The sequence below is a fragment of the Pseudomonas sp. NBRC 111132 genome, from assembly GCF_001320565.1.
GTDB lineage: Bacteria > Pseudomonadota > Gammaproteobacteria > Pseudomonadales > Pseudomonadaceae > Aquipseudomonas > Aquipseudomonas putida_P.
Window position 1 is genome coordinate 1 of the sequence record NZ_BCBI01000068.1, and the last position, 22,368, is coordinate 22,368.

The following is a 22,368-nucleotide window of genomic DNA, read 5'->3' on the forward strand; positions in this document are numbered from 1 at the left end:
CGGCCTTGGGATCGTTGATGTAGTTGGTCACTACATCGAAGAACGCACCCTGCACGGCCAGCGTGGTGGCCATGTTGTGCGCCATGCTCGGCTGCAGGCCGCCATTCTTGGCATCGGCCAGGAAGTCACTGGCAGAGCGCTGCGCGCAAGCATCGAAGCCATACTTGGCCATGTCGGCCAGCATGTCGTTGCGCACCGGGATCGACCCTTTGTTGGTGCTGAAGACTTTCTGGAAGTCCTCACCCATCACCTTGCGGGCAATGTCCTGCTGGCCGGCAGAAGTGCCTGCGTTGTTCTGCTTGAACACCACCAGCGAATCGATGTTGTAGAGGAAGGCCTTGTCGGTACCCGGGAACGGCACGCACTGGTAGTCCTTGCCGGCGGTCTTCTTCGCCAAGGTCCATTCGCTCTTGGCCCAGTCGCCCATGATCTGCATGCCGGCCTTGCCGTTGATGACCTTGGCCGCCTCCAGGTTCCAGTCCTGGCCTTTGCCATCCGGGTCCATGTAGTTGGCGACCTTTTTCAGCTCGGCCAGCGCCTTGACCATGTCCGGGCCGGTCAGGGCCGCATTGTCGAGGTCGACCATGGCCTTTTTGTAACCCTGCGCGCCCATCACCGAGAGCACCACGCTTTCAAACACGGTGCTGTCCTGCCACGGTTGGCCGCCATGGGCGAGCGGGATGAAGCCAGCGGCCTTGAGCTTTTCGGCAGCGGCATAGAATTCATCGAGCGTGGCCGGCGCCTTGTCGATGCCGGCCTTCTTGAAGACTTCTGGGTTGATCCAGAGCCAGTTGGTACGGTGGATGTTTACCGGTACGGCAACATAGTCACCGTCATACTTCACGTTGTCAGCGACCTTCTTGTCGAGCAAGGTGTCCCACTGCTCTTGCTTGGCCACATCCTTGAGCACTTCGCCGTCGAGCAAACCGGTGGCCGCCCAGTCCTGGATATCTGGCCCTTTGATTTGTGCGACACCCGGCGGGTTGCCCGCTACGGCGCGGCTCTTGAGCACGGTCATGGCCGTGGCGCCGCCACCGCCGGCGACAGCGCCATCCTTCCACGTGAAGCCGTCTTTCTCGACCTGGGCCTTGAGCACATCGACGGCCGCCTTTTCACCACCAGAGGTCCACCAGTGCACCACCTCGACACTGCCTTTGGGTTCGGCAGCCTGGGCACTGAGCGGGACTAAGGAAGCCAGGGAGATTGCGGCAGCGAGACGGAGCGTGGAATTCATCGAAACACCTTTCTTGTTGTTATGCCGTGCAAGTCGATCGCTTGCGTTGCATGGAGTCTAAACAGCACGCCCGCCGCGCCGGGTAACGAAGCGATGCATGAATGTCATCGTTTGGTTACATTGCCGGTACAGGTAACGCAGCGTTTCACTCCACGCCCCGTGGCAGGTACAACGTCACCCGCAACCCACCCTCTCGCAGATTCAGCAAACTCACCTCGCCCCCATGGCTGTGGGCGATATTGCGCGCAATCCCCAACCCCAGCCCATAGCCCTGCTGCTGCCCTGCCAGCCGGAAATGCGGCTCGAACACCTGCTCCAGCTGCTGCTGCGGTACGCCCGGCCCCTGGTCGTCCACCTGCAGCACAAAGCCCTCGGCACTGTCGATGATGCGCAGCCGCGCCCGCTCGCCATACTTGATGGCGTTGTCGATCAGGTTGCCGATGCAGCGTCGCAACGCCAGCGGCTTGCCTGGGTAAGGCGCCAGCGCCCGGCCGTCGACCGTGATACGGCCATCACGCAGATACGGCTCTGCCAGAATCTCCAGCACCTGATTGAGGTCGACCGGCTCTATGTTCTCGTGGATATCGGTGTCCTTCACGCACTGCAAGGCGCCTTTGACCAGCAGCTCCAGTTCGTCCAGGTCCTGGCTGAACTTGGCCTGCAGGCGCTCGTCCTCCAGCAGTTCGACACGCAGGCGCAGGCGGGTGATTGGCGTGCGCAAGTCATGGGAGATGGCGCTGAACAGCTGGCTGCGTTCGGTCAGGTAGCGGCTGATGCGCTCACGCATGCTGTTGAATGCCCGGCTAACCTCGACCACTTCGCTACCCCCGCCTTCCGCCACCGGCGCCACATCGGCGCCCAGCGACATCTCCCGTGCGGCCCGCGCCAGGCGCTTGAGCGGCCAGCTCTGCCAGTGCACCAGCAGGCCGATGAACAACAACAGCAAGGCCGTGGTGAGTACGATGAAACCGATCTGCTGCCGTGGCAGGCGCTCGGCCTCCAGGCTGGTATAGGGTTCAGGCAGCAGCGAAGCGATGTACAGCCACTCACCCTCGCCCAGGCGAATCTGCGTCACCAGCACCGGCGGGTTGAGCGGCTCCAGGGTCAACGAGTAATGCGCCCAAGAACGTGGCAGCTCGTCTAGCTTAAGGCCGCTGTTGAAGATACGCAGGTCGTCGGGGGCGACGAACTCCACGGAAATGTCCATCTGCGACCCTAGGCGCTCGTGCAGCACCTGCTGGAACACATCGATCACCGCCTGCTTGCGTGGGGTAATGGGCAATACCGGCATGTCCAGCGGCTTGGCGTTGAGCGACACGAAAAAGCGCGTGCCACCCATGCTGCGCAACTGGTCGAGCACCATCGGCCGATAGGCCACCGGCAGCGAGCGGAAGTAACTGACACTGGCGCTCATCGAGTGGGCCAGGCTGCTGGCACTGGCGCGCAGGCCCTGCAACTGGCTGGCCCGCAGTTGGGCAACCCAGATGATGCTCGACAGGCCCTGGGCCAGCAGCACAACCAACAAGGTCAGCAGCAGCATACGCCCCAGCAATGAGCGCGGCAGCAGGCGCCAGCGCCGCTCAGGGCGCACTGCAGACATGCGCCGCCAACAGGTAGCCACTGCCGCGTACCGTGCGGATCAGCCGGGGTGGCTTGTCGGTATCACGCAGGCGCTGGCGCAAGCGGCTGACCGCCATGTCGACGATGCGGTCCAGCGGCATCGGCTCGCGACCACGGGTGGCGTTGCCGATGGTGTCGCGGTCGAGAATCTGCTGCGGATGGTCGAGAAACAGCTTGAGCAGGGCAAAGTCGGCGCCAGAAAGAATCACCTCTTCACCGTCGTGATGGAACAGGCGGTGGCTGACCGTGTCCAGGCGCCAGTCATCGAAGGCCAGCACCGCACTGCCCGGCGCCGCCTGGCCGAATTCGGCGCGACGCAGCAGGGCCTTGATTCGCGCTTGCAGTTCACGGGGGCTGAACGGTTTGCCCAGGTAGTCGTCGGCGCCCAGTTCCAGGCCAATGACCCGGTCGGCCTCGTCGGAGCTGGCGGTGAGCATGATGATCGGCACGCGCGCCTGGCGCGGGTGCTGGCGTACCCAGCGGCACAGGCTGAAGCCGTCTTCGTCGGGCAGCATGACATCGAGGATGACCAGGTCGCAGGGCGTGCTTTCCAGCGCACGGCGAAAGCCTTTGCCGTCGGCTTCGGCATGCACCTGAAAGCCGGAGCGACTCAGGTAGGTTTGCAGCAGTTCGCGGATTTCCTGGTCGTCGTCGACCATCAGGATCGATTTGCCGGCAGTGCTCAAGGTGGTCCTTCCTCTTGTTGTTTGCAGATCTTTTGCCTGCTGTTGGGTGTTGCCTTCTGGGGCTGCTTTGCAGCCCATCGCGACACAAGGCCGCTCCTACACACTGCGCGATCCCTGTAGGAGCGGCCTTGCGTCGCGATGGGCCGCGCAGCGGCCCCCTTACGCCTAGCTATGATCCAAAGCCTGCTGCAAGGCCACCCCGGCTCCCAGCAACCCGGAAAACTCGGCCGTCACCAGCCACACCGGCACGCCAGCAAAATAACCACTCATACAACCCTTGTCGGCAAAACTGGCGGCAAACCCGCTACGCAGGAACAACTCGGCAAAGCGCGGAATCACGCCGCCGACGATATAGACCCCACCTCGCGCGCCCAGCGTCAGCACATTGTTACCCGCCACGCGCCCAAGAAACCGGCAGAACTGCTCGACCACCGCCAGCGCTCGAGGCTCGCAGCCCAGTGCGGCATCGGTGACCTGCGCCGGGGTCTTGTGCCTGGGGGTGTCGCCGTCCAGTGCGCAGATCGCCTGGTACAACCGCACCAGGCCACCCCCACTGAGCACGGTCTCGGCGCTGACATGGCCGATCTGCCCATGGATGTGTTGGTGGATCGCCGCTTCGCGGGCATTGCCCACCGGCAGGTCAACATGCCCGCCTTCACCTGGCAGGGCTTGCCAGTGCTGCTCACCAAGGCGCAGCAGCGAGCCCACACCCAGGCCTGTCCCTGGCCCGATCACCAGCGCCGGCCGCGCAGGGTCGGCCTGGCCGGGGCACACTTCGCGGAACTCCCCTTCGCGCAGGCGAGTCATGCCCAGCGCCATGGCAGTGAAATCGTTGATCAGCAACAGCTGATCGACCTGCAAGGTCTTGCAGAAGGCGGTGCGGCTCAGACGCCAATGGTTGTTGGTGAAGCGGAATTCGTCGCCATCGACCGGCCCAGCTACCGCCAGGCATACCGCCGCCAATCCACCGCGGGCGATGCCCTGGCCTTCGAGGTAAGCCTCGATGGCCTGCTCCGGGCTGGTGTAGTCTGCAGTGGCGAAAACCTTCACATCATGCAGCTGGTTGTCACGCCACAACGCAAAACGGGCATTGGTGCCGCCGATGTCGCCAACCAGCAGGTCTTTCATTTGAGGTTCTCCAGGGCCGAAGTGAACGCACTCGCGCCCTGCTCTGCCGGGCTGAACGCCATGCGCATGAAGCCGAACAGCTCGCGCCCGCAACCCAGGTCATTGCCCTGGGGCGCCGGCGGCAGATCGCGGCTGGCCAACTCTTCGGCCGAGACCATGACCCGCAAGGTACCTTCGACACCATCGACCCGCACGATATCACCATCGCGCACACGCGCCAGCGGGCCGCCGTCGTAAGCCTCGGGGCAAACGTGGATAGCCGCCGGGATCTTGCCCGAGGCACCCGACATACGCCCGTCTGTAACGAGCGCTACCTTGTAGCCACGGTCCTGCAGCACACCGAGGAATGGCGTTAGCTTGTGCAGCTCTGGCATGCCGTTGCAACGTGGCCCCTGGAAGCGCACCACGGCGACAAAGTCACGCTCAAGCTCACCGGCCTTGAACGCATCGGCCAGCGACTGCTGGTCCTGGAACACCCGCGCCGGGGCCTCGACCACCTGATGTTCGGCGGCGACGGCGGACACTTTCATCACGCCACGGCCCAGGTTGCCCTCCATCACCCGCAGGCCGCCTTCGGCGGAGAACGGCCGCGCCACCGGGCGCAGGATGCTCTCGTCCAGGCTTTGCTGCGGCCCTTCGCGCCACACCAGCTTGCCGTTGTCGAGGAACGGTTCCTGGGTGTAGCGACGCAAGCCGTGGCCGGCCACGGTATTGACATCCTCGTGCAGCAGCCCGGCGTCGAGCAGCTCGCGGATCAGGAAGGCCATGCCACCAGCCGCCTGGAAGTGGTTGATGTCGGCCTTGCCGTTGGGGTAGACGTGCGACAGGGTCGGCACCACTTCTGAAAGGTCGGCCATGTCCTGCCAGGTCAGCTGGATACCCGCAGCCTGGGCAATCGCTGGAATGTGCAGGGTGTGGTTGGTCGAGCCGCCGGTAGCGTGCAGGGCGACGATGGAGTTGACCAACGCTTTTTCGTCGACGATTTCACCCAGCGGCATGAAACTGCCACTGGCCTTGGTCATGCGTGTCACCTGCTGCGCAGCCTCGGCGGTGAGTGCGTCGCGCAGCGGTGTGTACGGGTTGACGAACGAAGCCCCCGGCAGGTGCAGGCCCATTACCTCCATCACCAGTTGGTTGGTATTGGCGGTGCCGTAGAAGGTGCAGGTGCCTGGGCTGTGGTAGGAATTCATCTCCGACTCCAGCAGCTCCTCACGGCTGGCCTTGCCTTCGGCATAGCGCTGGCGCACGTCGGCCTTCTGCTTGTTGGAAATGCCGGACACCATTGGCCCACCCGGTACGAAAATGGTCGGCAAGTGGCCGAAACGCAGCGCGCCCATCATCAGGCCAGGAACGATCTTGTCGCATATGCCCAGCATCAGCGAGGCGTCGAACATGTTGTGCGACAGCGCGACAGCCGTGGACATGGCGATCACTTCGCGGCTGGCGATGGCCAGTTCCATGCCCGGCTCGCCCTGGGTCACACCGTCGCACATGGCCGGCACGCCACCGGCGAACTGGCCGACCGAGCCGACCTCACGCAGGGCCTGCTTGATTTGCTCGGGGAAATGCAGGTATGGCTGGTGGGCGGACAACATGTCGTTGTAGGCCGAGACGATAGCCACGTTGGCCGCGTTCATCAGGCGCAGCGTCTGCTTGTCTTCGCTGCCGCAACCGGCCACGCCGTGGGCGAAGTTGGCGCACTGCAGGCTGGCACGCATGGGGCCTTCACTGGCCGCGCCGCGAATCAGCTGCAGGTAACGTTCGCGGGTGGCACGGCTGCGTTCGACCAGCCGCTGGGTGACCTCAAGGATGCGCGGATGCATGTACTGGACTCCAGGCTAATTGTAAGGGCGGTTTACCGGGCATTTCCCCTCCAAACGATTGCGGCCTAGGCTCAAGGTGAGGAGCCCGCTGCATCGGTGGAGGCACGTCGCCCAACCACTCGTTGTATGTTTAAACAAAATACTGCCACTAAAAAGGCTTGTTTTCTATCGGCCAGTGAATAATCTTGTAATTCCAACAACAAAACCGTTTCAGTGAAGCTCCTTTGTGCCACAGGTTTCACTCGGACTGCCAGAGGTACTGCCATGACCCTTCGCATCGCCATCAATGGATTCGGCCGCATCGGGCGCAACGTCCTGCGCGCACTGTATACCCAAGGCTACCGCCAGGACCTGCAGGTCGTCGCCATCAACGACCTGGGCGACAGCGCCATGAATGCCCACCTGCTCAAGTACGACAGTGTGCACGGCACCTTCGACGCCAGTGTCGAGGCCGACCACGAGAGCCTGACGGTCAATGGTGACCGAATCGCGGTCAGTGCCATCCGCAACCCGGCCGAGCTGCCCTGGAAGGCCGAGGCGATCGACGTGGTGTTCGAGTGCACCGGGCTATTCACCGACCGCGCCAAGGCCGCTGCACACCTGGCCGCCGGGGCGGGCAAGGTGATTGTCTCGGCACCCGCCAAGGGTGCCGATGCCACCGTGGTGTACGGGGTCAACCACGACATCCTGCGGGCCTCGCACCAGGTCATTTCCAATGCCTCCTGCACCACCAACTGCCTGGCGCCGATCGCCCAGGTGCTGCACCGCGAGTTCGGCATCGAACAAGGCCTGATGACCACCATTCACGCCTACACCAATGACCAGGTGCTGACCGACATGTACCACAGCGACCCATATCGCGCGCGTTCGGCCACCCAGTCGATGATCCCGAGCAAGACTGGCGCCGCCGAGGCCGTCGGCCTGGTGCTGCCAGAGCTGGCCGGCAAATTGACCGGCATGGCGGTGCGGGTACCGGTCATCAACGTGTCGCTGGTGGACCTCACCGTCAACCTCAAGCGCGAGGCCACCGCCGAGCAGGTCAACCAGCTGTTCCTTGAAGCCAGCAAGCATTCCAAGGTATTGGGCTACAACGCCTTGCCATTGGTTTCCTGCGATTTCAACCACAACCCGCTGTCGTCCATTTTCGATGCCAACCATACCCGGGCCAATGGGCGCATGCTCAAGGTGCTGGCCTGGTATGACAACGAGTGGGGGTTCAGCAACCGGATGCTGGATAACTGCTTGGCGCTGAGCAACGCCCGCTAAGATTTGACACACGCCCTGTAGGAGCGGCCTTGTGTCGCGATGGGCCGCAAAGCGGCCCCGACAATTGGTGCTGGAGCCGAGATTTCGGGGCTGCTGCGCAGCCCATCGCGACACAAGGCCGCTCCTACAAGGGACCGCGCAGCGACGGAGCTCTCACAATCTTTACCTTTTCCTAACATTTCACCACTTGACCTACGACACAGATGATAAGCATTATCATTAACCTTTCGTCGGCCAGGTTTCCCCGTGAGTCAGTCCCGGTTCAACTCCGTCTTCCTCGTCCAGCGCCTTACCCTGCTGCGTACCCTGCAGCGCATGGTCGGCAACCCCAGCACGGCCGAAGACCTGCTGCAGGAAACCTACCTGCGGGTATCCCGCGCCCTGGGCGAGCGGCCCATCGAGCACATCGAGCCGTTCGTGTTCCAGACCGCGCGCAACCTGGCGCTGGACCACCTGCGCGCACGCCGGGTGCAGGCGCGCATGCTGGTCGACGATGTGCCCGACGAAGTGCTGCACAGCGTGGCCGCTCCCGCCACCAGCAGCGAGGATGCCGCCCATGCCGAGCAGTTGCTCAAGCACCTGAGCATCAGCCTCAATCAGCTAAGCGAGCGCCAGCAACGCATTTTCATCCTCAGCCGCCTGCATGGCGCCACCTACCTGGAAATTGCCGAACAACTGAGTGTTTCGCCCAGCACGGTACAAAAGGAATTGAAACTGATCATGGCGATCTGCATGGGTGTTGCCGAGCGCCTCAAGTGAGCTGAGCGCAGGCGAACGGCAACGCAAAGCCCTTGCCACACCCCGCCTTAGCCTTGATCATTCGCAAAAACCATTCAAGGATTCACCGTGACCGACAGCCCTGCCCCTCGCCCGTCACCTGCCGGGCCCAGTGCCCGTGCTCGTGCCATGGACGAGGCGCTGGACTGGCTGGTACGCCTGCAATGCGCAGATGCCGCAGACACCCAGGCCTTTGAAGCCTGGCTGAGCGCCGCGCCGGAGAACGCCGAGGCCTATGTCGAGGCAGAGGCATTGTGGAACGGTACGCCGTTGCACCAGGCGGCCACGCAGATGCACCAGCAGCAACGCCGCTCATGGCGTGGGCGCCTGCGCAGCCACTGGAAACCCCTGGCCACCGCCGCGGTGCTGCTGGTGGGGCTGTTCACCGTCGGTAACCTGCCCATGCGCCTGCAGGCGGATCACCTGACCGTGGTGGGCGAACGCCAGCGCCTGCAACTGGACGACGGCGCAAAAGTGCTGCTCAACACCAATTCGGCCTTTGCCAACGACCGCCGGGACGGCCGCCAGGTCGCCCGCCTGTTACAAGGCGAGGCGTACTTCCAGGTACCGGAGGGCGCGCTGTTGCCGCTGGAGGTGCAGGCAGGGCCTGTGCGCGCCCAGGTGCGCGACACCGATTTTGCCGTGCGCTACCTCGACGGCGAGGCCCAGGTGCGGGTGCAACGCGGCGATGTCGACCTGCAAGGCGCACGTGACCAGCGTATCCGCCTGAGTGCCGGCGACAGCATCAGCGTCGGCCCGCAAGGCTTTGGCCAGCGCCAGCGCCCCGACATGCAAAAGGACCTGGCCTGGATCGATGGCCGCCTGGTGTTCGAGAACTGCCCTTTGAGCCAGGTGCTGGCCGAAGTGCGGCGTTACTACCCAGGCTGGATCATCAACCGCAATGCACAGCTGGAAGACGTTGCCGTCACCGGAAACTACCGCCTCGACCAGCCGCTGGAAACCCTGCGCGCGCTGGCCCACATCACCTCGGCACAGCTGCATGAGTACCCGGCGCTGGTCATTCTGAACTGACCCTGAAATTATTTTTACGCGGTCGTGCTACCCCGCTCGTCTCGTTATAGCCAATGCAACTGATTCTTGTTTGAAAACGAGAACAGTCATCACCTATAACAGTCCGCGCGTCTGGGAGCGCTTCCGATGTCCACTGGTCCTACCCGCTCGTCCACCCTTCCCCGCCGTACAGGGCAACTGTCCCTATTGACCCTGGCCCTGCTTGCCAGCGGTGCCTGCAGCCTCCCGGCGCTGGCCGCCGAGCCGGCCCAGGCCAGCAGCCCGCGCATGGGCGACTATCGCTTCAGCATCGGCCAGCAGCCCCTGGTGTCGGCGATCAACGCCTTCAGCCAGGTCACCGGCTGGCAGGTCGGCTTCAGCGCCGAGCTGGCCGACGGCGTGGCCTCGCCTGGGGTACAGGGTTCGCTGCCGCCAGATGCCGCACTCAAGCGCCTGCTGCATGGAACGGGCCTGAGCTTTCGCAAGATCAGCAACGGCAACGTGGTTCTTGAGCGCCAGACCGTCGGTAACGTGATCGCTTTGCAGCAGGTGACCGTCAGCGCCACCCGTAGCGCCCAGGACGTCAGCCAGGTGCCGAGCACGGTCAGCGTGCAGACCCGCGAGCAACTGGACCGGCAAAACGTCAACAACATCCAGGACCTGGTGCGTTACGAGCCGGGGGTGTCGGTGGCAGGTACCGGCCAGCGCAGCGGCCTGAACGGCTACAACATCCGGGGTATCGACGGCGAGCGGATCCTCACCCAGGTTGACGGCGTATCGATCCCGGATAGCTTCTTCTACGGCCCCTATGCCCAGACCCAACGCAACTACGTCGACCCAGAAATCGTCAAGCGCGTGGAAATCCTCCGCGGCCCGGCCTCGGTGCTGTACGGCAGCAACGCCATCGGCGGCGCGGTCAGCTACTTCACCCTCGACCCGGACGACATCATCAAGCCTGGCAAAGACGTGGGTGCACGCCTGAAAACCGGTTACAGCTCGGCTGACGAAAGCTGGCTGACCTCCGCCACCGTCGCCGGCCGCGAGGGTGATTTCGATGGCCTGCTGCACCTGAGCCAGCGCAACGGCCACGAGACTGAAACCCACGGCAGCCACAGCGGTGCCGGCCTGTCGCGCACCGAAGCCAATCCAATGGATGTGCGCACCACCAACGTGCTGGCCAAGCTGGGCTGGAACTACGCCGATGACGCGCGCCTGGGCTTCACCTACGAACGCTACAAGGATGACCGCGACCAGAACATCCTCAGCGCGGTGGGCGGGCCGTTCATTCCGGGCTTTGGCGGCACGGGCTACTACAAGGCGCGCAATGGCAACGACACCATCACCCGCGAGCGCTTTGGCATCAACCATGAGTTCGGCCTGGATTCGCTGGTCGCCGACCACGTCAAGTGGAGCCTGAACTACCAGATCGCCAAGACCGACCAGCACACCGAAGAAGTCTACGCACCGCCTGGCCGCCAGGTGCTGCGTACCCGCGACACCACCTACAAGGACCGCCAGTGGGTGTTCGACGCCCAGCTGGACAAGGCCTTCAGCATCGGCGCCACCGACCATCTGCTGACCTATGGCACCACGATCAAGCACGAGAAAATCACCGGGTCCCGCAGCGGCACCGGCACCTGCCTGACCGTGGGCTCCGGTTGCTCCGCCGCTGGCGCCGAACGCCCGGCAGACGGCCAGGTTCTGGTCAGCGACTTCCCGGACCCGACCGTAAACACCTACAGCCTGTTCGTGCAGGATGAAATCCGCTGGAACAACTGGACCTTCATGCCCGGTGCGCGCTACGACTACACGCGCATGGAACCCAAGTTCACCGACGAATTCCTGCGCGGCCTGGAGTCCACCGGCACGGCACCCACCTCCCAGGACGACTCGGACAAGAAGTGGCACCGTGTGTCGCCCAAGCTCGGCGTGACCTACGCCTTCAACGACAACTACACCTGGTATGGCCAGTACGCCGAAGGCTTCCGCACCCCGACCGCCAAGGCCATGTACGGAAAATTCGTCAACCTTGAGGAAGGTTACCGCGTAGAAGGCAACCCCGGCCTGGAACCGGAAAAGAGCAAAAGCTACGAAACCGGCCTGCGTGGCAACTTCGACGCGGGTAACTTCGACGTGGCGGTGTTCTACAACAAGTACCGCGACTTCATCGACGAAGACGCCGTGCAAAGCGCCAACCTGGAACAGACCTTCCAGGCCAACAACATCAAGCACGCCACCATCAAGGGTGCCGAGGTCAAGGGCCGCCTGAACCTGGACCACTTCGGCGCACCGCAGGGCCTCTATACCCAGGGCTCGATTGCCTACACCTATGGTCGTAACGATGACACCGGTGAACCGCTGAACAGCGTCAACCCGCTGAAGGGCGTATTCGGCCTGGGTTACGAGCAGCAGAACTACGGCGGCCTGCTGAGCTGGACACTGGTCAAGCGCAAGACCCGTGTCGACGACTCCAGCTTCTACTCCCCCGACGGTTCGAGCTCGAAGTTCCGCACCCCGGGCTACGGCGTGCTGGACCTGACCGGCTTCTACAAGGTTACCGACGACGTGACCATCAACGCCGGCCTGTACAACCTCACCGACAAGAAATACTGGCAGTGGGATTCGGTACGCAGCTACGACGGCCAGGGTGAGGCAGCTGTGACCCAGCCAGCCAACATCGACCGCTTGACCATGCCAGGGCGCAACTTCGGTATCAATGTGGTTTGGGATATCTGATCCCTCACGCCTGTACCGGCCTCTTCGCGGGTAAACCCGCTCCCACAGGTATTGCGCAGGCCTTGGGCCCTGTGATGTTCCTGTGGGAGCGGGTTCACCCGCGAAGAGGCCGGTACAGGCAACACAAATACTGGCTTTTTTTACTGTCCCGCCCCCGCTGTTTCGTCTTGTATCTAGACGCCCCTTTTTCCAAGGACTGCCCCATGACCGAACGCCCAGCCCTGCGCTCCCAGCGCCTGAACCAGATCACCCACGCCCCGCACGCCGAGCTGGATGCCCTGGTCAAATCCCACGCGCCCTTCGACAGCCGCGAAAGCTTCGCCCGTTTTGTCGTTGCCCAGTACCTGTTCCAATCCGAGTTGCAGGCGCTGTACAACGACCCACAACTGATCGCCATCGTCCCCGACCTGGCCGAGCGCTGCCGCGCAGACCAGGCCCGTCTCGACCTCGCTGACCTCGACACCGAAGTGCCGGCCGCCGTGCCAGGTGCCGTGGGCAACCCAAGCCTGGGCGAGGCAATGGGCTGGATCTTCGTCTCCGAAGGCTCCAAACTGGGCGCTGCGTTTCTGATCAAGCGTGCCGTGGCCCTGGAACTGTCCGACAGCTTCGGTGCCCGCCACTTGGGCGAGCCAGCCGGTGGCCGTGCCGAAGGCTGGAAGCAGTTCACCCGCATCCTTGATGGGCTGGAACTCTCGGCCATCGATGAAGCCGCTGCCGAGCGCGGCGCGGTTGCCGCTTTCGAGCGTTTCACCGAGCTGCTCAAGCACGCCTATGCCGCGGATGCCGCGCTGGTTTGATACGCCGTAGCCGGCCACCCCTCCGGTGGCCGAACCGTTTTATGCAGTGAGAACATGACCCAACCAGCCCGCTCGAAACTCGCCCGCCTGTTGTATGGAATCCTGGCTTACGTGAGCCTCGGGGTGGGCCTGGTCGCCATCGTGATTCCCGGCTTGCCGACCACCGAGTTCATCCTGCTGGCCGCCTGGGCCGCCACGCGCAGCTCACCGCGCCTTTCGGCCTGGCTGGAGAACCACCGGTTGTTCGGGCCGATCCTGTACAACTGGCGCAACGGCAAGGTGATCCAGCGCCGGGCCAAGGTCAGCGCGACCCTCAGCATGCTGCTGTGCGCCGGGCTGATGCTGACCTTCCTTGAACACCACTGGCCAGTGTTCCTGGCTATCGCCGGCATGACCCTGGGCAACCTGTGGATCTGGTCGCGCCCGGAGCACGCCTGCCCCGCCCCATCACAAGCTCAGCAGCCCTGAATACAAGGCGTAGGCCGCCAGCGCAGCGCCCACCAGCACAGCGGCGAAAATCAGCTTTTCCCAGCTAGTGAACAGGGTCTGGCCTTGCTCATGCTTGGCCCTGGCGAACAGGATCACACCTGGGGCGTACAGCAGCGCCGACAGCAACAGGTACTTGAGCCCGCCCGCATACAGCAGCCACACGGCATACAGCAAGGCAACCAGCGCCACCAGCAAGTCCTTGCGCCGCAACCCCGGCTGCCCGGCATAGGTTTCTGCGCGCACCGCCAGCAGCACGGCATAGGCCGCCGACCACAGGTAGGGCACCAGGATCATCGACGAGGCCAGGTAGATGAGGCTGGTGTAGGTACCGGCCGAGAACAGCGTAATCAGCAGGAACCCCTGGATCATGCAGTTGGTCAGCCAAAGGGCGTTGGCTGGCACATGGTTGGCGTTTTCCTTGGCTAGAAAGCGCGGCATGGTCTTGTCCCGCGCCGTGGCAAACAGGATCTCGGCACACAGCAGCGCCCACGAAAGCAAGGCGCCGAGCAGCGAGACTGCCAGGCCGAGACTGATCAGCAAGGCGCCCCAGGGGCCGACAATATGCTCCAGCACCGAGGCCAGCGAGGGGTTCTGCAGCCCGGCCAACTCCGGCTGGGTCATCACCCCCAGCGACAACACGTTGACCAGCACCAGCAGCGCCAGTACACCGAGAAAGCCGATGACCGTGGCCTTACCCACGTCAGAACGACGCTCGGCGCGCCCGGAATACACGCTGGCGCCCTCGATGCCGATGAATACGAACACGGTCACCAGCATCATGTTGCGCACCTGCTCCAGCACGCTGCCGAACTGCGGGTTGCTGAGGCCCCAGATATCCCGGGTGAAGATATCGGCGCGGAAGGCGAATGCCGCGATCACCACAAAGATCAACAGCGGCACCACCTTGGCTACCGTGGTTACCTGGTTGATGAACGCGGCTTCCTTGATGCCTCGCAGCACCAGGAAATGCACAGACCACAGCAACAGCGAGGCGCAGCCGATGGCAATGGGCGTGTTGCCTTCACCGAAAACGGGAAAGTAGAAGCCCAGGGTGCTGAACAGCAGTACGAAATAACCAACGTTACCCAGCCAGGCACTGATCCAGTAGCCCCAGGCCGAGGAAAAGCCCATGTACTCGCCGAAACCGGCCTTGGCATAGGCGTACACCCCTGAGTCCAGCTCGGGCTTGCGGTTGGCCAAGGTCTGGAACACGAAGGCCAGGGCCAGCATGCCAACCGCGGTGATCCCCCAGCCGATCAACACAGCCCCCACATCGGCGCGCGCGGCCATGTTCTGCGGCAGCGAGAAGATCCCGCCACCGATCATCGAGCCGACCACCAGCGCGATCAGCGCGCCCAGGCGCAGCTTCTGTCCCGGTTCGCTCATGAGCCTCCCTTTTTTCAAGCCCTGTCATGCATTTGTAACCGCTTTGCGGGCCATATAAATGTTGTTACTTATACTGTAGACGCGGGTTAAACCTATAGCACTAATAACTGCTTTGTCTATGCAGCCCTTCTCTCAAAATTAGCAGCAGTACGGCAACTAGAAAAGAAACTGATAAAACTCAAAATTCTTGTGAAAAATTTGCGAAAGCGGCAAAAGCGGCTAGTTTCAAGCTTCGCAGGCTGAACAGAGCGTTTGCTCTAGAAGGACATGGAGGTGCCAGCGCGCAAGGCCTGCAGCTTAAGCTGTCGGCACTCTCCAGGAGCACCCGTGAAGGAAATTTCCTACCTTCACATCGCCTTAAACTGACGCAAGTCAGGTTACGGCAAAGGCGTCGGATCTATTCTGTCGTCAACTTTCTCCTGGCAGGAGTTGTTAAATGTCTGATTCATCCGGAAAACTAAAGCTTGGTGCGTTAGTTGCACTTGTCGTCGGTTCGATGATTGGTGGCGGGATCTTCTCGCTGCCGCAAAACATGGCCGCCAGCGCAGGGGTTGGCGCGGTGTTGATCGGTTGGGGCATCACCGCGGTCGGCATGCTGACCCTGGCGTTCGTGTTCCAGACCTTGGCCAACCGCAAGCCTGATCTGGATGGCGGGGTATATGCCTACGCCAAGGCCGGTTTTGGCGACTACATGGGCTTCTCCTCAGCCTGGGGCTACTGGATCAGTGCCTGGCTGGGCAACGTCGGCTACTTCGTGCTGTTGTTCAGCACCTTGGGCTACTTCTTCCCAATCTTCGGTGAAGGCAACACGCCGGCCGCCATCATTGGCGCGTCGATCCTGTTGTGGGCCGTGCACTTCCTGGTATTGCGCGGTATCAAGGAGGCAGCGTTCATCAACCTGGTCACCACCGTGGCCAAAGTGGTGCCGCTGGTGCTGTTCGCCCTGATCTGCCTGTTCGCCTTCAGGCTCGATATCTTCACCGCCGACATCTGGGCCGTAGGCACACCAGAGCTTGGCAGCGTGATGAACCAGGTGCGCAACATGATGCTGGTCACCGTGTGGGTGTTCATCGGCATCGAGGGCGCGAGCATTTTCTCGTCCCGGGCGGAAAAACGCTCTGACGTGGGTAAGGCCACGGTCATCGGCTTCGTTACCGTGCTGCTGTTCCTGGTGCTGGTCAACGTGCTGTCGCTGGGCATCATGACCCAACCAGAGCTGGCCAAGCTGCAGAACCCGTCGATGGCCGCCGTGCTGGAACATGTGGTCGGCCACTGGGGCGCGGTGCTGATCAGCGTCGGCCTGATCATCTCGCTGCTGGGGGCCCTGCTGTCGTGGGTGCTGCTGTGCGCCGAGATCATGTTCGCCGCCGCCAAGGACCACACCATGCCGGAGTTCCTGCGCCGCGAGAACGCCAACCAGGTACCGGCCAACGCCCTGTGGCTGACCAACGCCATGGTGCAGATCTTCCTGGTGATCACGCTGTTCTCCAACAGCACCTACCTGTCGCTGATCTACCTCGCCACCTCGATGATCCTGGTGCCCTACCTGTGGTCGGCGGCCTACGCCTTCCTGCTGGCACTGCGCAGCGAAACCTACGAACAGGCCCTGGCCGAGCGCAAGAAAGACCTGATCATCGGCGGTATCGCCTTGTTGTACGCCGTCTGGCTGCTGTACGCCGGCGGTGTGAAATACCTGCTGCTCTCGGCCCTGCTCTACGCACCTGGCGCCATCCTGTTCGCCAAGGCCAAGCGTGAGGTAGGCCAACCTGTCTTCACCAACGTGGAAAAACTGATCTTCGCAGCCGTGGTCGTCGGCGCCCTGGTGGCAGCCTTTGGCCTGTACGACGGCTTCCTGACCCTTTGACCCACGTCTTCGTTCAATTGGAGGAATGAAACCATGTCCGCTGAAAAACAGAAGTACGGTGTCCACTCCGAAGCCGGCAAACTGCGCAAAGTGATGGTTTGCGCCCCGGGCTTGGCGCACAAGCGCCTGACGCCGAGCAACTGCGACGAACTGCTGTTCGACGATGTGATCTGGGTAGACCAGGCCAAGCGTGACCATTTCGACTTCGTCACCAAGATGCGCGAGCGTGGCGTGGATGTGCTGGAAATGCACAACCTGCTGACCGACATCGTGCAGAACAAAGAGGCCCTGAAGTGGATCCTCGACCGCAAGATCACCCCCGACACCGTCGGCGTGGGGCTGACCAACGAAGTGCGCAGCTGGCTCGAAGGCCTTGACCCGCGTCACCTGGCCGAATTCCTGATCGGTGGTGTGGCGGGCCAGGACCTGCCACAGAGCGAAGGCGCCGATGTGGTCAAGATGTACAACGACTACCTGGGCCACTCCAGCTTCATCCTGCCGCCACTGCCCAACACCCAGTTCACCCGCGACACCACCTGCTGGATCTACGGCGGCGTCACGCTGAACCCGATGTACTGGCCGGCGCGCCGCCAGGAAACCCTGCTGACCACCGCCATCTACAAGTTCCACAAGGAATTCACCGGCGCTGACTTCCAGGTGTGGTACGGCGACCCGGACAAGGACCACGGCAATGCCACCCTCGAAGGCGGTGACGTGATGCCGATCGGCAATGGCATCGTGCTCATCGGCATGGGCGAGCGCACCTCGCGCCAGGCCATTGGCCAACTGGCGCAGAACCTGTTCGCCAAGGGCGCCGTCAAGGAAGTGATCGTTGCCGGCCTGCCGAAGTCCCGCGCCGCCATGCACCTGGACACCGTGTTCAGCTTCTGCGACCGCGACCTGGTCACGGTCTTCCCGGAAGTGGTGAAAGAGATTGTGCCATTCATCATCCGCCCGGACGAAAGCAAGCCTTACGGCATGGATGTGCGCCGCATCAACAAGTCGTTCATCGAAGTGGTCGGCGAGCAGCTTGGCCTCAAGGGTGGCCTGCGCGTGGTCGAAACAGGCGGCAACAGCTTCGCCGCCGAGCGCGAACAGTGGGATGACGGCAACAACGTGGTGGCCATCGAGCCCGGCGTGGTCATCGGCTACGACCGCAACACCTACACCAACACCCTGCTGCGCAAGGCCGGCATCGAGGTCATCACCATCAGCGCCGGCGAACTGGGCCGGGGCCGGGGCGGCGGCCACTGCATGACCTGCCCGATTGTGCGCGACCCGATCGACTACTAACGACCATTACGCCCGGCCGCACCCACAAAGTGGCGGCCGGGACATCACCGGACTCAAGGAGAAACTGTCATGGCGTTCAACATTCACAACCGCAACCTGCTCAGCCTGGAACACCACACCACGCGCGAGTTGCGCTACCTGCTGGACCTGTCCCGCGACCTCAAGCGCGCCAAGTACACCGGCACCGAACAGCAGCACCTGAAGGGCAACAACATTGCCCTGATCTTCGAAAAAACCTCCACCCGTACCCGCTGCGCGTTCGAAGTGGCCGCCTATGACCAGGGCGCCAACGTTACCTATATCGACCCAAACTCTTCGCAGATCGGTCACAAGGAGAGCATGAAGGACACTGCCCGTGTGCTCGGGCGCATGTACGACGCCATCGAATACCGTGGCTTCAAGCAGGAAATCGTCGAGGAGCTGGCCAAGTTCGCCGGCGTACCGGTGTTCAACGGCCTGACCGACGAATATCACCCGACGCAGATGATCGCCGACGTGCTGACCATGCGCGAACACAGCGACAAGCCGCTGCACGACATCAGCTACGCCTACCTGGGCGACGCCCGCAACAACATGGGCAACTCGCTGCTGTTGATTGGCGCCAAGCTTGGCATGGATGTGCGCATCGCCGCGCCCAAGGCGCTGTGGCCACACGACGACCTGGTCGAACGCTGCAAGAAGTACGCTGAAGAAAGCGGCGCGCGCATCACCCTCACCGAAGATCCGAAAGCCGCGGTCAAGGGTGTGGACTTCGTGCATACCGACGTGTGGGTATCGATGGGTGAGCCGATCGAGGCCTGGGGGGAGCGCATCAAGCAGCTCAAGCCTTATCAGGTGAATGCCGAACTGATGAAGTCCACCGGCAACCCACGGACCAAGTTCATGCACTGCCTGCCGGCGTTCCACAACTCCGAAACCAAGGTCGGCAAGCAGATCGCCGAACAGTACCCAGACCTGGCCAACGGTATCGAAGTGACCGACGACGTGTTCGAGTCACCCGCCTGCATCGCCTTCGAGCAGGCGGAAAACCGCATGCACACGATCAAGGCGATCCTGGTTTCGACCCTGGCTGACCTCTGACGGCGTACCTCGCCCTCCTTGTGGGGGGCGAGGTGTACCCCTCTTCTGCAAATGCAAAGGACATTCCCCATGCGTATCGTTGTTGCATTGGGCGGCAACGCCCTGCTGCGTCGCGGCGAGCCCATGACCGCTGACAACCAGCGCGCCAATATCCGCACCGCCACCGAACAGATCGCCAAGATTCACCCCGGTAACGAGCTGGTCATCGCCCACGGCAACGGCCCGCAAGTCGGCCTGCTGTCGCTGCAGGCCCTTTCCTACAAGCCGGACGAAGCCTACCCACTGGACGTGCTGGGTGCCGAAACCGAAGGCATGATCGGCTACATGATCGAACAGGAACTGGGCAACCTGCTGGCCTTCGAGGTGCCGTTCGCCACCTTGCTGACTCAGGTGGAAGTGGACGCCAACGACCCAGCGTTCAAGGACCCGACCAAGTTCATCGGCCCGGTCTACAGCAAGGAAGAAGCCGAGCGCCTGGCCAAGGAAAAGGGCTGGGTAGTCAAGGCCGACGGCGACAAGTACCGCCGTGTGGTGGCCAGCCCGAAACCCAAGCGCATCTTCGAAATTCGCCCGATCAAGTGGCTGCTGGAAAAGAGCAGTATCGTGATTTGCGCCGGCGGTGGCGGCATCCCCACCATGTACGATGAAAACCGCAAGCTCAAAGGCATCGAGGCGGTGATCGACAAAGACCTGTGCTCGGCGCTGCTGGCCGAACAATTGGAAGCCGACCTTCTGATAATCGCTACCGACGTCGATGCAGCCTACATTGACTGGGGCAAGCCGACGCAGAAAGCCATTGCCCAGGCCCACCCGGACGAACTCGAACGCTTGGGCTTCGCTGCCGGCTCCATGGGGCCGAAGGTTCAAGCAGCCAGTGATTTCGCCCGCAATACCGGCAAGGTCGCCGTGATCAGCTCGCTGGAAAACATCGAGGACATCGTCAAGGGCACCGCCGGCACTCGGGTTTCTACCGAGAAGCCTGGGATCAGCTACCGTTGAATGCAGTCGGCGGGCTCTCGGGGCCCGCCATTTTCGACCTTCCAAAGGAGCTAACCATGGCCCAGTACCACCCCGGTCATGTACACATCGAGCGCACTGCGCTGAACAATGCCGACCACAGCTACGACCTGAACATCGAGTACGAGGCCGTGTCGGACCCCAGGGAAGGCAGAGGCATTCAATTCCACATGCATGGCAGCATCGAAGGCAAACCGGTGGAAGAAAAGTTCTTCCTCCCCAAGGACCAAGTACTGCCCAGTTTCCTCATGCTACTGACCCGCAAGGCCCAGTCGTACCTGGCGCCGCCAAAGAAGTTCGAGACCCTGAGTTCGCCGCACAAGCTCTATGACTATATGTTCGCGGACATCCGCGAAAAGCTCGATGTGAAATCGGGCGACCCGATCAAACCTGAACATCTCGAGTGATTTCAGCATTTTGCGGCTGCTTTGCAGCCCAAGGCCGCTCCCACAACTGAATGCGTAAACGTTGTGGGAGTGGCCTAGTGTCGCGATAGGGCCGCAAAGCGGCCCCGGCGATGTTAAGGCATACTACCGCCCTCCCCGGCCACCACCTTTCGCCTCCCCATGCGCATCCACGTCAGCTTCATCGACCGCGTCGGCATCACCCAGGAAGTCCTCGCCCTGCTCGGTGCCCGCAACCTCAACCTGGACGCCGTGGAGATGGTCCCGCCGAACGTCTACATCGACGCCCCCACCCTCAGCCCCGCCGTGCTCGAAGAACTGCATGACGCGCTGTTCGAAGTACACGGCGTGCAGTCGGTGGACGTGGTCGACATCCTCCCCGGCCAGCGTCGCCACCTGCAACTCGATGCCCTGCTAGCGGCCATGAGCGACCCGGTGCTGGCGGTGGACAGCGCAGGCCTGGTGTTGCTGGCCAACCCGGCGCTGATCGAACTGTGCGGCCGTGAATCCGCCGGGCGCTCGGTGGATGAACTGTTTGGCGACCCTGCACTGCTGCAGGCCCTGCTGGACAACAACTTCCACCTGCCCATGCGCGAAATGCAGTTGTACGGCCAGAGCCTGCTGCTGGACGCCATGCCGATCACCAACGCCGGTGGCCTGCTGACGCTGTACCCACCTTCGCGCATGGGCGAACGCCTGTCGGCCCTGCACCACGACCATGCCGAAGGCTTCGATGCCTTGCTTGGCGAGTCGCCGGTCATACGCACCCTGAAGGCCCGCGCCCTGCGCGTGGCAGCGCTTGATGCGCCACTGCTGGTACATGGTGAAACCGGCACGGGTAAAGAGCTGGTCGCCCGCGCCTGCCATGCCATCAGCAGCCGCCATGCGGCACCGTTCCTGGCACTGAATTGCGCCGCGCTGCCCGAGAGCCTGGCCGAGAGCGAGTTGTTCGGTTACGCCCCCGGCGCCTTCACCGGCGCGCAACGCGGTGGCAAGCCCGGGCTGATGGAGTTGGCCAATCAGGGCACGGTGTTCCTTGATGAAATTGGCGAAATGTCACCGTACCTGCAGGCCAAGCTGCTGCGCTTTCTCAGCGACGGCAGCTTCCGCCGGGTGGGCGGTGACCGCGAGGTGAAGGTGGATGTGCGCATCATCAGCGCCACCCACCGCGACCTGGAGCGCATGGTTGCCGAAGGTAGCTTCCGCGAAGACCTGTTCTACCGCCTGAACGTGCTCAACCTGCAGGTGCCGCCACTGCGCGACCGTGGCCAGGACATCCTGATGCTGGCGCACTTCTTCATGCAGCAGGCTTGCACGCAGATCCAGCGCCCAGCCTGCCGGCTGACTCCGGCCACCCATTCGGCACTGCTGGCCAACCCTTGGCCGGGCAATGTGCGTCAGTTGCAGAACGTGATTTTCCGCGCGGCGGCCATCTGCGAGAGCAACCTGGTGGACATCGGCGACCTGGACATTGCGGGGACCTCGGTGGCACGCGGGCAAGAGGGTGAAGTGGCCAGCCTGGAACAGGCCGTGGGAGATTTCGAACGCGAACTGTTGCAGCGCCTATATGCCAGTTACCCATCGACGCGGCAACTGGCCGGGCGCTTGCAAACTTCGCATACCGCCATCGCCCAGCGCTTGCGCAAATATGGAATACCCGGCAAACCCTGATAGTTATCGTCAAAACTGGCGGATGGTTCAGACTTTTCCTAACCGCGCAGCCGCAATTGACGGGAGTGCTCGCCGTAGAATGGTGA

General features: G+C 62.7%; 18 protein-coding genes. 12 read left to right on the forward strand and 6 right to left on the reverse strand.

Translation table 11 applies throughout. From position 1 onward, the window contains the following. The 5 genes from APH35_RS24325 to edd all read right to left on the reverse strand — a co-directional run. The coding region (locus APH35_RS24325) for an ABC transporter substrate-binding protein (protein ID WP_060515668.1) at positions 1-1,234 on the reverse strand (1,234 nt) is incomplete at its 3' end. Between the two features lie 145 nt (positions 1,235-1,379). Beyond that, positions 1,380-2,834: an ATP-binding protein gene (locus APH35_RS24330; RefSeq protein ID WP_060493424.1), complete on the reverse strand. Its 1,455-nt coding sequence runs from the start codon at positions 2,832-2,834 to the stop codon at positions 1,380-1,382. Continuing rightward, on the reverse strand, positions 2,815-3,540 hold the full coding sequence (gene gltR, locus APH35_RS24335; RefSeq protein ID WP_012270705.1) for a two-component system response regulator GltR: 726 nt from the start codon (positions 3,538-3,540) through the stop codon (positions 2,815-2,817). Before gltR ends, APH35_RS24330 begins: the two co-directional genes overlap by 20 nt. Positions 3,541-3,705: 165 nt before the next feature. Continuing rightward, complete coding sequence (locus APH35_RS24340) at positions 3,706-4,668, reverse strand: glucokinase (protein ID WP_060515669.1); 963 nt, start codon at positions 4,666-4,668, stop codon at positions 3,706-3,708. Further along, positions 4,665-6,491 (reverse strand): phosphogluconate dehydratase, encoded by a 1,827-nt coding sequence (gene edd, locus APH35_RS24345; RefSeq protein ID WP_060515670.1) that lies wholly within the window; start codon positions 6,489-6,491, stop codon positions 4,665-4,667. The genes APH35_RS24340 and edd overlap by 4 nt, the downstream gene beginning before the upstream one ends. A gap of 264 nt (positions 6,492-6,755) precedes the next feature. On the opposite strand from edd, the gene gap reads away from it, so the two are divergent. From gap to APH35_RS24375, 6 genes are all read left to right on the forward strand, one after another. Continuing rightward, positions 6,756-7,757 carry a type I glyceraldehyde-3-phosphate dehydrogenase gene (gene gap, locus APH35_RS24350; RefSeq protein ID WP_012270702.1) on the forward strand — a complete coding sequence of 334 codons (1,002 nt, stop codon included), beginning with the start codon at positions 6,756-6,758 and terminating at the stop codon, positions 7,755-7,757. Between the two features lie 246 nt (positions 7,758-8,003). Continuing rightward, on the forward strand, positions 8,004-8,516 hold the full coding sequence (locus APH35_RS24355; protein WP_012270701.1) for an RNA polymerase sigma factor: 513 nt from the start codon (positions 8,004-8,006) through the stop codon (positions 8,514-8,516). A gap of 87 nt (positions 8,517-8,603) precedes the next feature. Then, complete coding sequence (locus APH35_RS24360; RefSeq protein ID WP_012270700.1) at positions 8,604-9,566, forward strand: FecR family protein; 963 nt, start codon at positions 8,604-8,606, stop codon at positions 9,564-9,566. A gap of 126 nt (positions 9,567-9,692) precedes the next feature. Then, positions 9,693-12,281 carry a TonB-dependent receptor gene (locus APH35_RS24365; protein ID WP_060493427.1) on the forward strand — a complete coding sequence of 863 codons (2,589 nt, stop codon included), beginning with the start codon at positions 9,693-9,695 and terminating at the stop codon, positions 12,279-12,281. Between the two features lie 203 nt (positions 12,282-12,484). Next, entirely contained in the window at positions 12,485-13,078 is a 594-nt protein-coding gene (locus tag APH35_RS24370; protein WP_060493428.1) for a biliverdin-producing heme oxygenase, read from the forward strand. Between the two features lie 54 nt (positions 13,079-13,132). Beyond that, the gene (locus APH35_RS24375; RefSeq protein ID WP_012270697.1) at positions 13,133-13,546 is read left to right on the forward strand and encodes a YbaN family protein; all 414 of its coding nucleotides are present in this window, start codon (positions 13,133-13,135) and stop codon (positions 13,544-13,546) included. On the opposite strand, the gene arcD (APH35_RS24380) is transcribed toward APH35_RS24375, so the two are convergent. Beyond that, positions 13,526-14,953 carry an arginine-ornithine antiporter gene (arcD, locus tag APH35_RS24380; RefSeq protein ID WP_012270696.1) on the reverse strand — a complete coding sequence of 476 codons (1,428 nt, stop codon included), beginning with the start codon at positions 14,951-14,953 and terminating at the stop codon, positions 13,526-13,528. The genes APH35_RS24375 and arcD (APH35_RS24380) overlap by 21 nt on opposite strands. A gap of 436 nt (positions 14,954-15,389) precedes the next feature. Here arcD (APH35_RS24380) and arcD (APH35_RS24385) point away from each other — a divergent pair, with 436 nt between their 5' ends. The 6 genes from arcD (APH35_RS24385) to APH35_RS24410 all read left to right on the forward strand — a co-directional run bounded on the left by arcD (APH35_RS24385) (position 15,390) and on the right by APH35_RS24410 (position 22,282). Next, positions 15,390-16,817 (forward strand): arginine-ornithine antiporter, encoded by a 1,428-nt coding sequence (gene arcD / locus APH35_RS24385; RefSeq protein ID WP_012270695.1) that lies wholly within the window; start codon positions 15,390-15,392, stop codon positions 16,815-16,817. Positions 16,818-16,850: 33 nt separating this feature from the next. After that, positions 16,851-18,110 carry an arginine deiminase gene (arcA, locus tag APH35_RS24390; RefSeq protein WP_012270694.1) on the forward strand — a complete coding sequence of 420 codons (1,260 nt, stop codon included), beginning with the start codon at positions 16,851-16,853 and terminating at the stop codon, positions 18,108-18,110. A 69-nt stretch (positions 18,111-18,179) separates the two neighbouring features. Further along, on the forward strand, positions 18,180-19,190 hold the full coding sequence (locus APH35_RS24395; protein WP_012270693.1) for an ornithine carbamoyltransferase: 1,011 nt from the start codon (positions 18,180-18,182) through the stop codon (positions 19,188-19,190). Positions 19,191-19,259: 69 nt separating this feature from the next. Next, complete coding sequence (arcC, locus tag APH35_RS24400; RefSeq protein ID WP_012270692.1) at positions 19,260-20,189, forward strand: carbamate kinase; 930 nt, start codon at positions 19,260-19,262, stop codon at positions 20,187-20,189. 56 nt (positions 20,190-20,245) lie between these two features. After that, a complete protein-coding gene (locus APH35_RS24405; protein WP_012270691.1) occupies positions 20,246-20,614 on the forward strand; it encodes a DUF5064 family protein in 369 nt (122 codons plus the stop codon). Positions 20,615-20,773: 159 nt separating this feature from the next. Beyond that, positions 20,774-22,282: a sigma-54-dependent transcriptional regulator gene (locus tag APH35_RS24410; RefSeq protein ID WP_060515671.1), complete on the forward strand. Its 1,509-nt coding sequence runs from the start codon at positions 20,774-20,776 to the stop codon at positions 22,280-22,282. Positions 22,283-22,368: the final 86 nt, after the last annotated feature.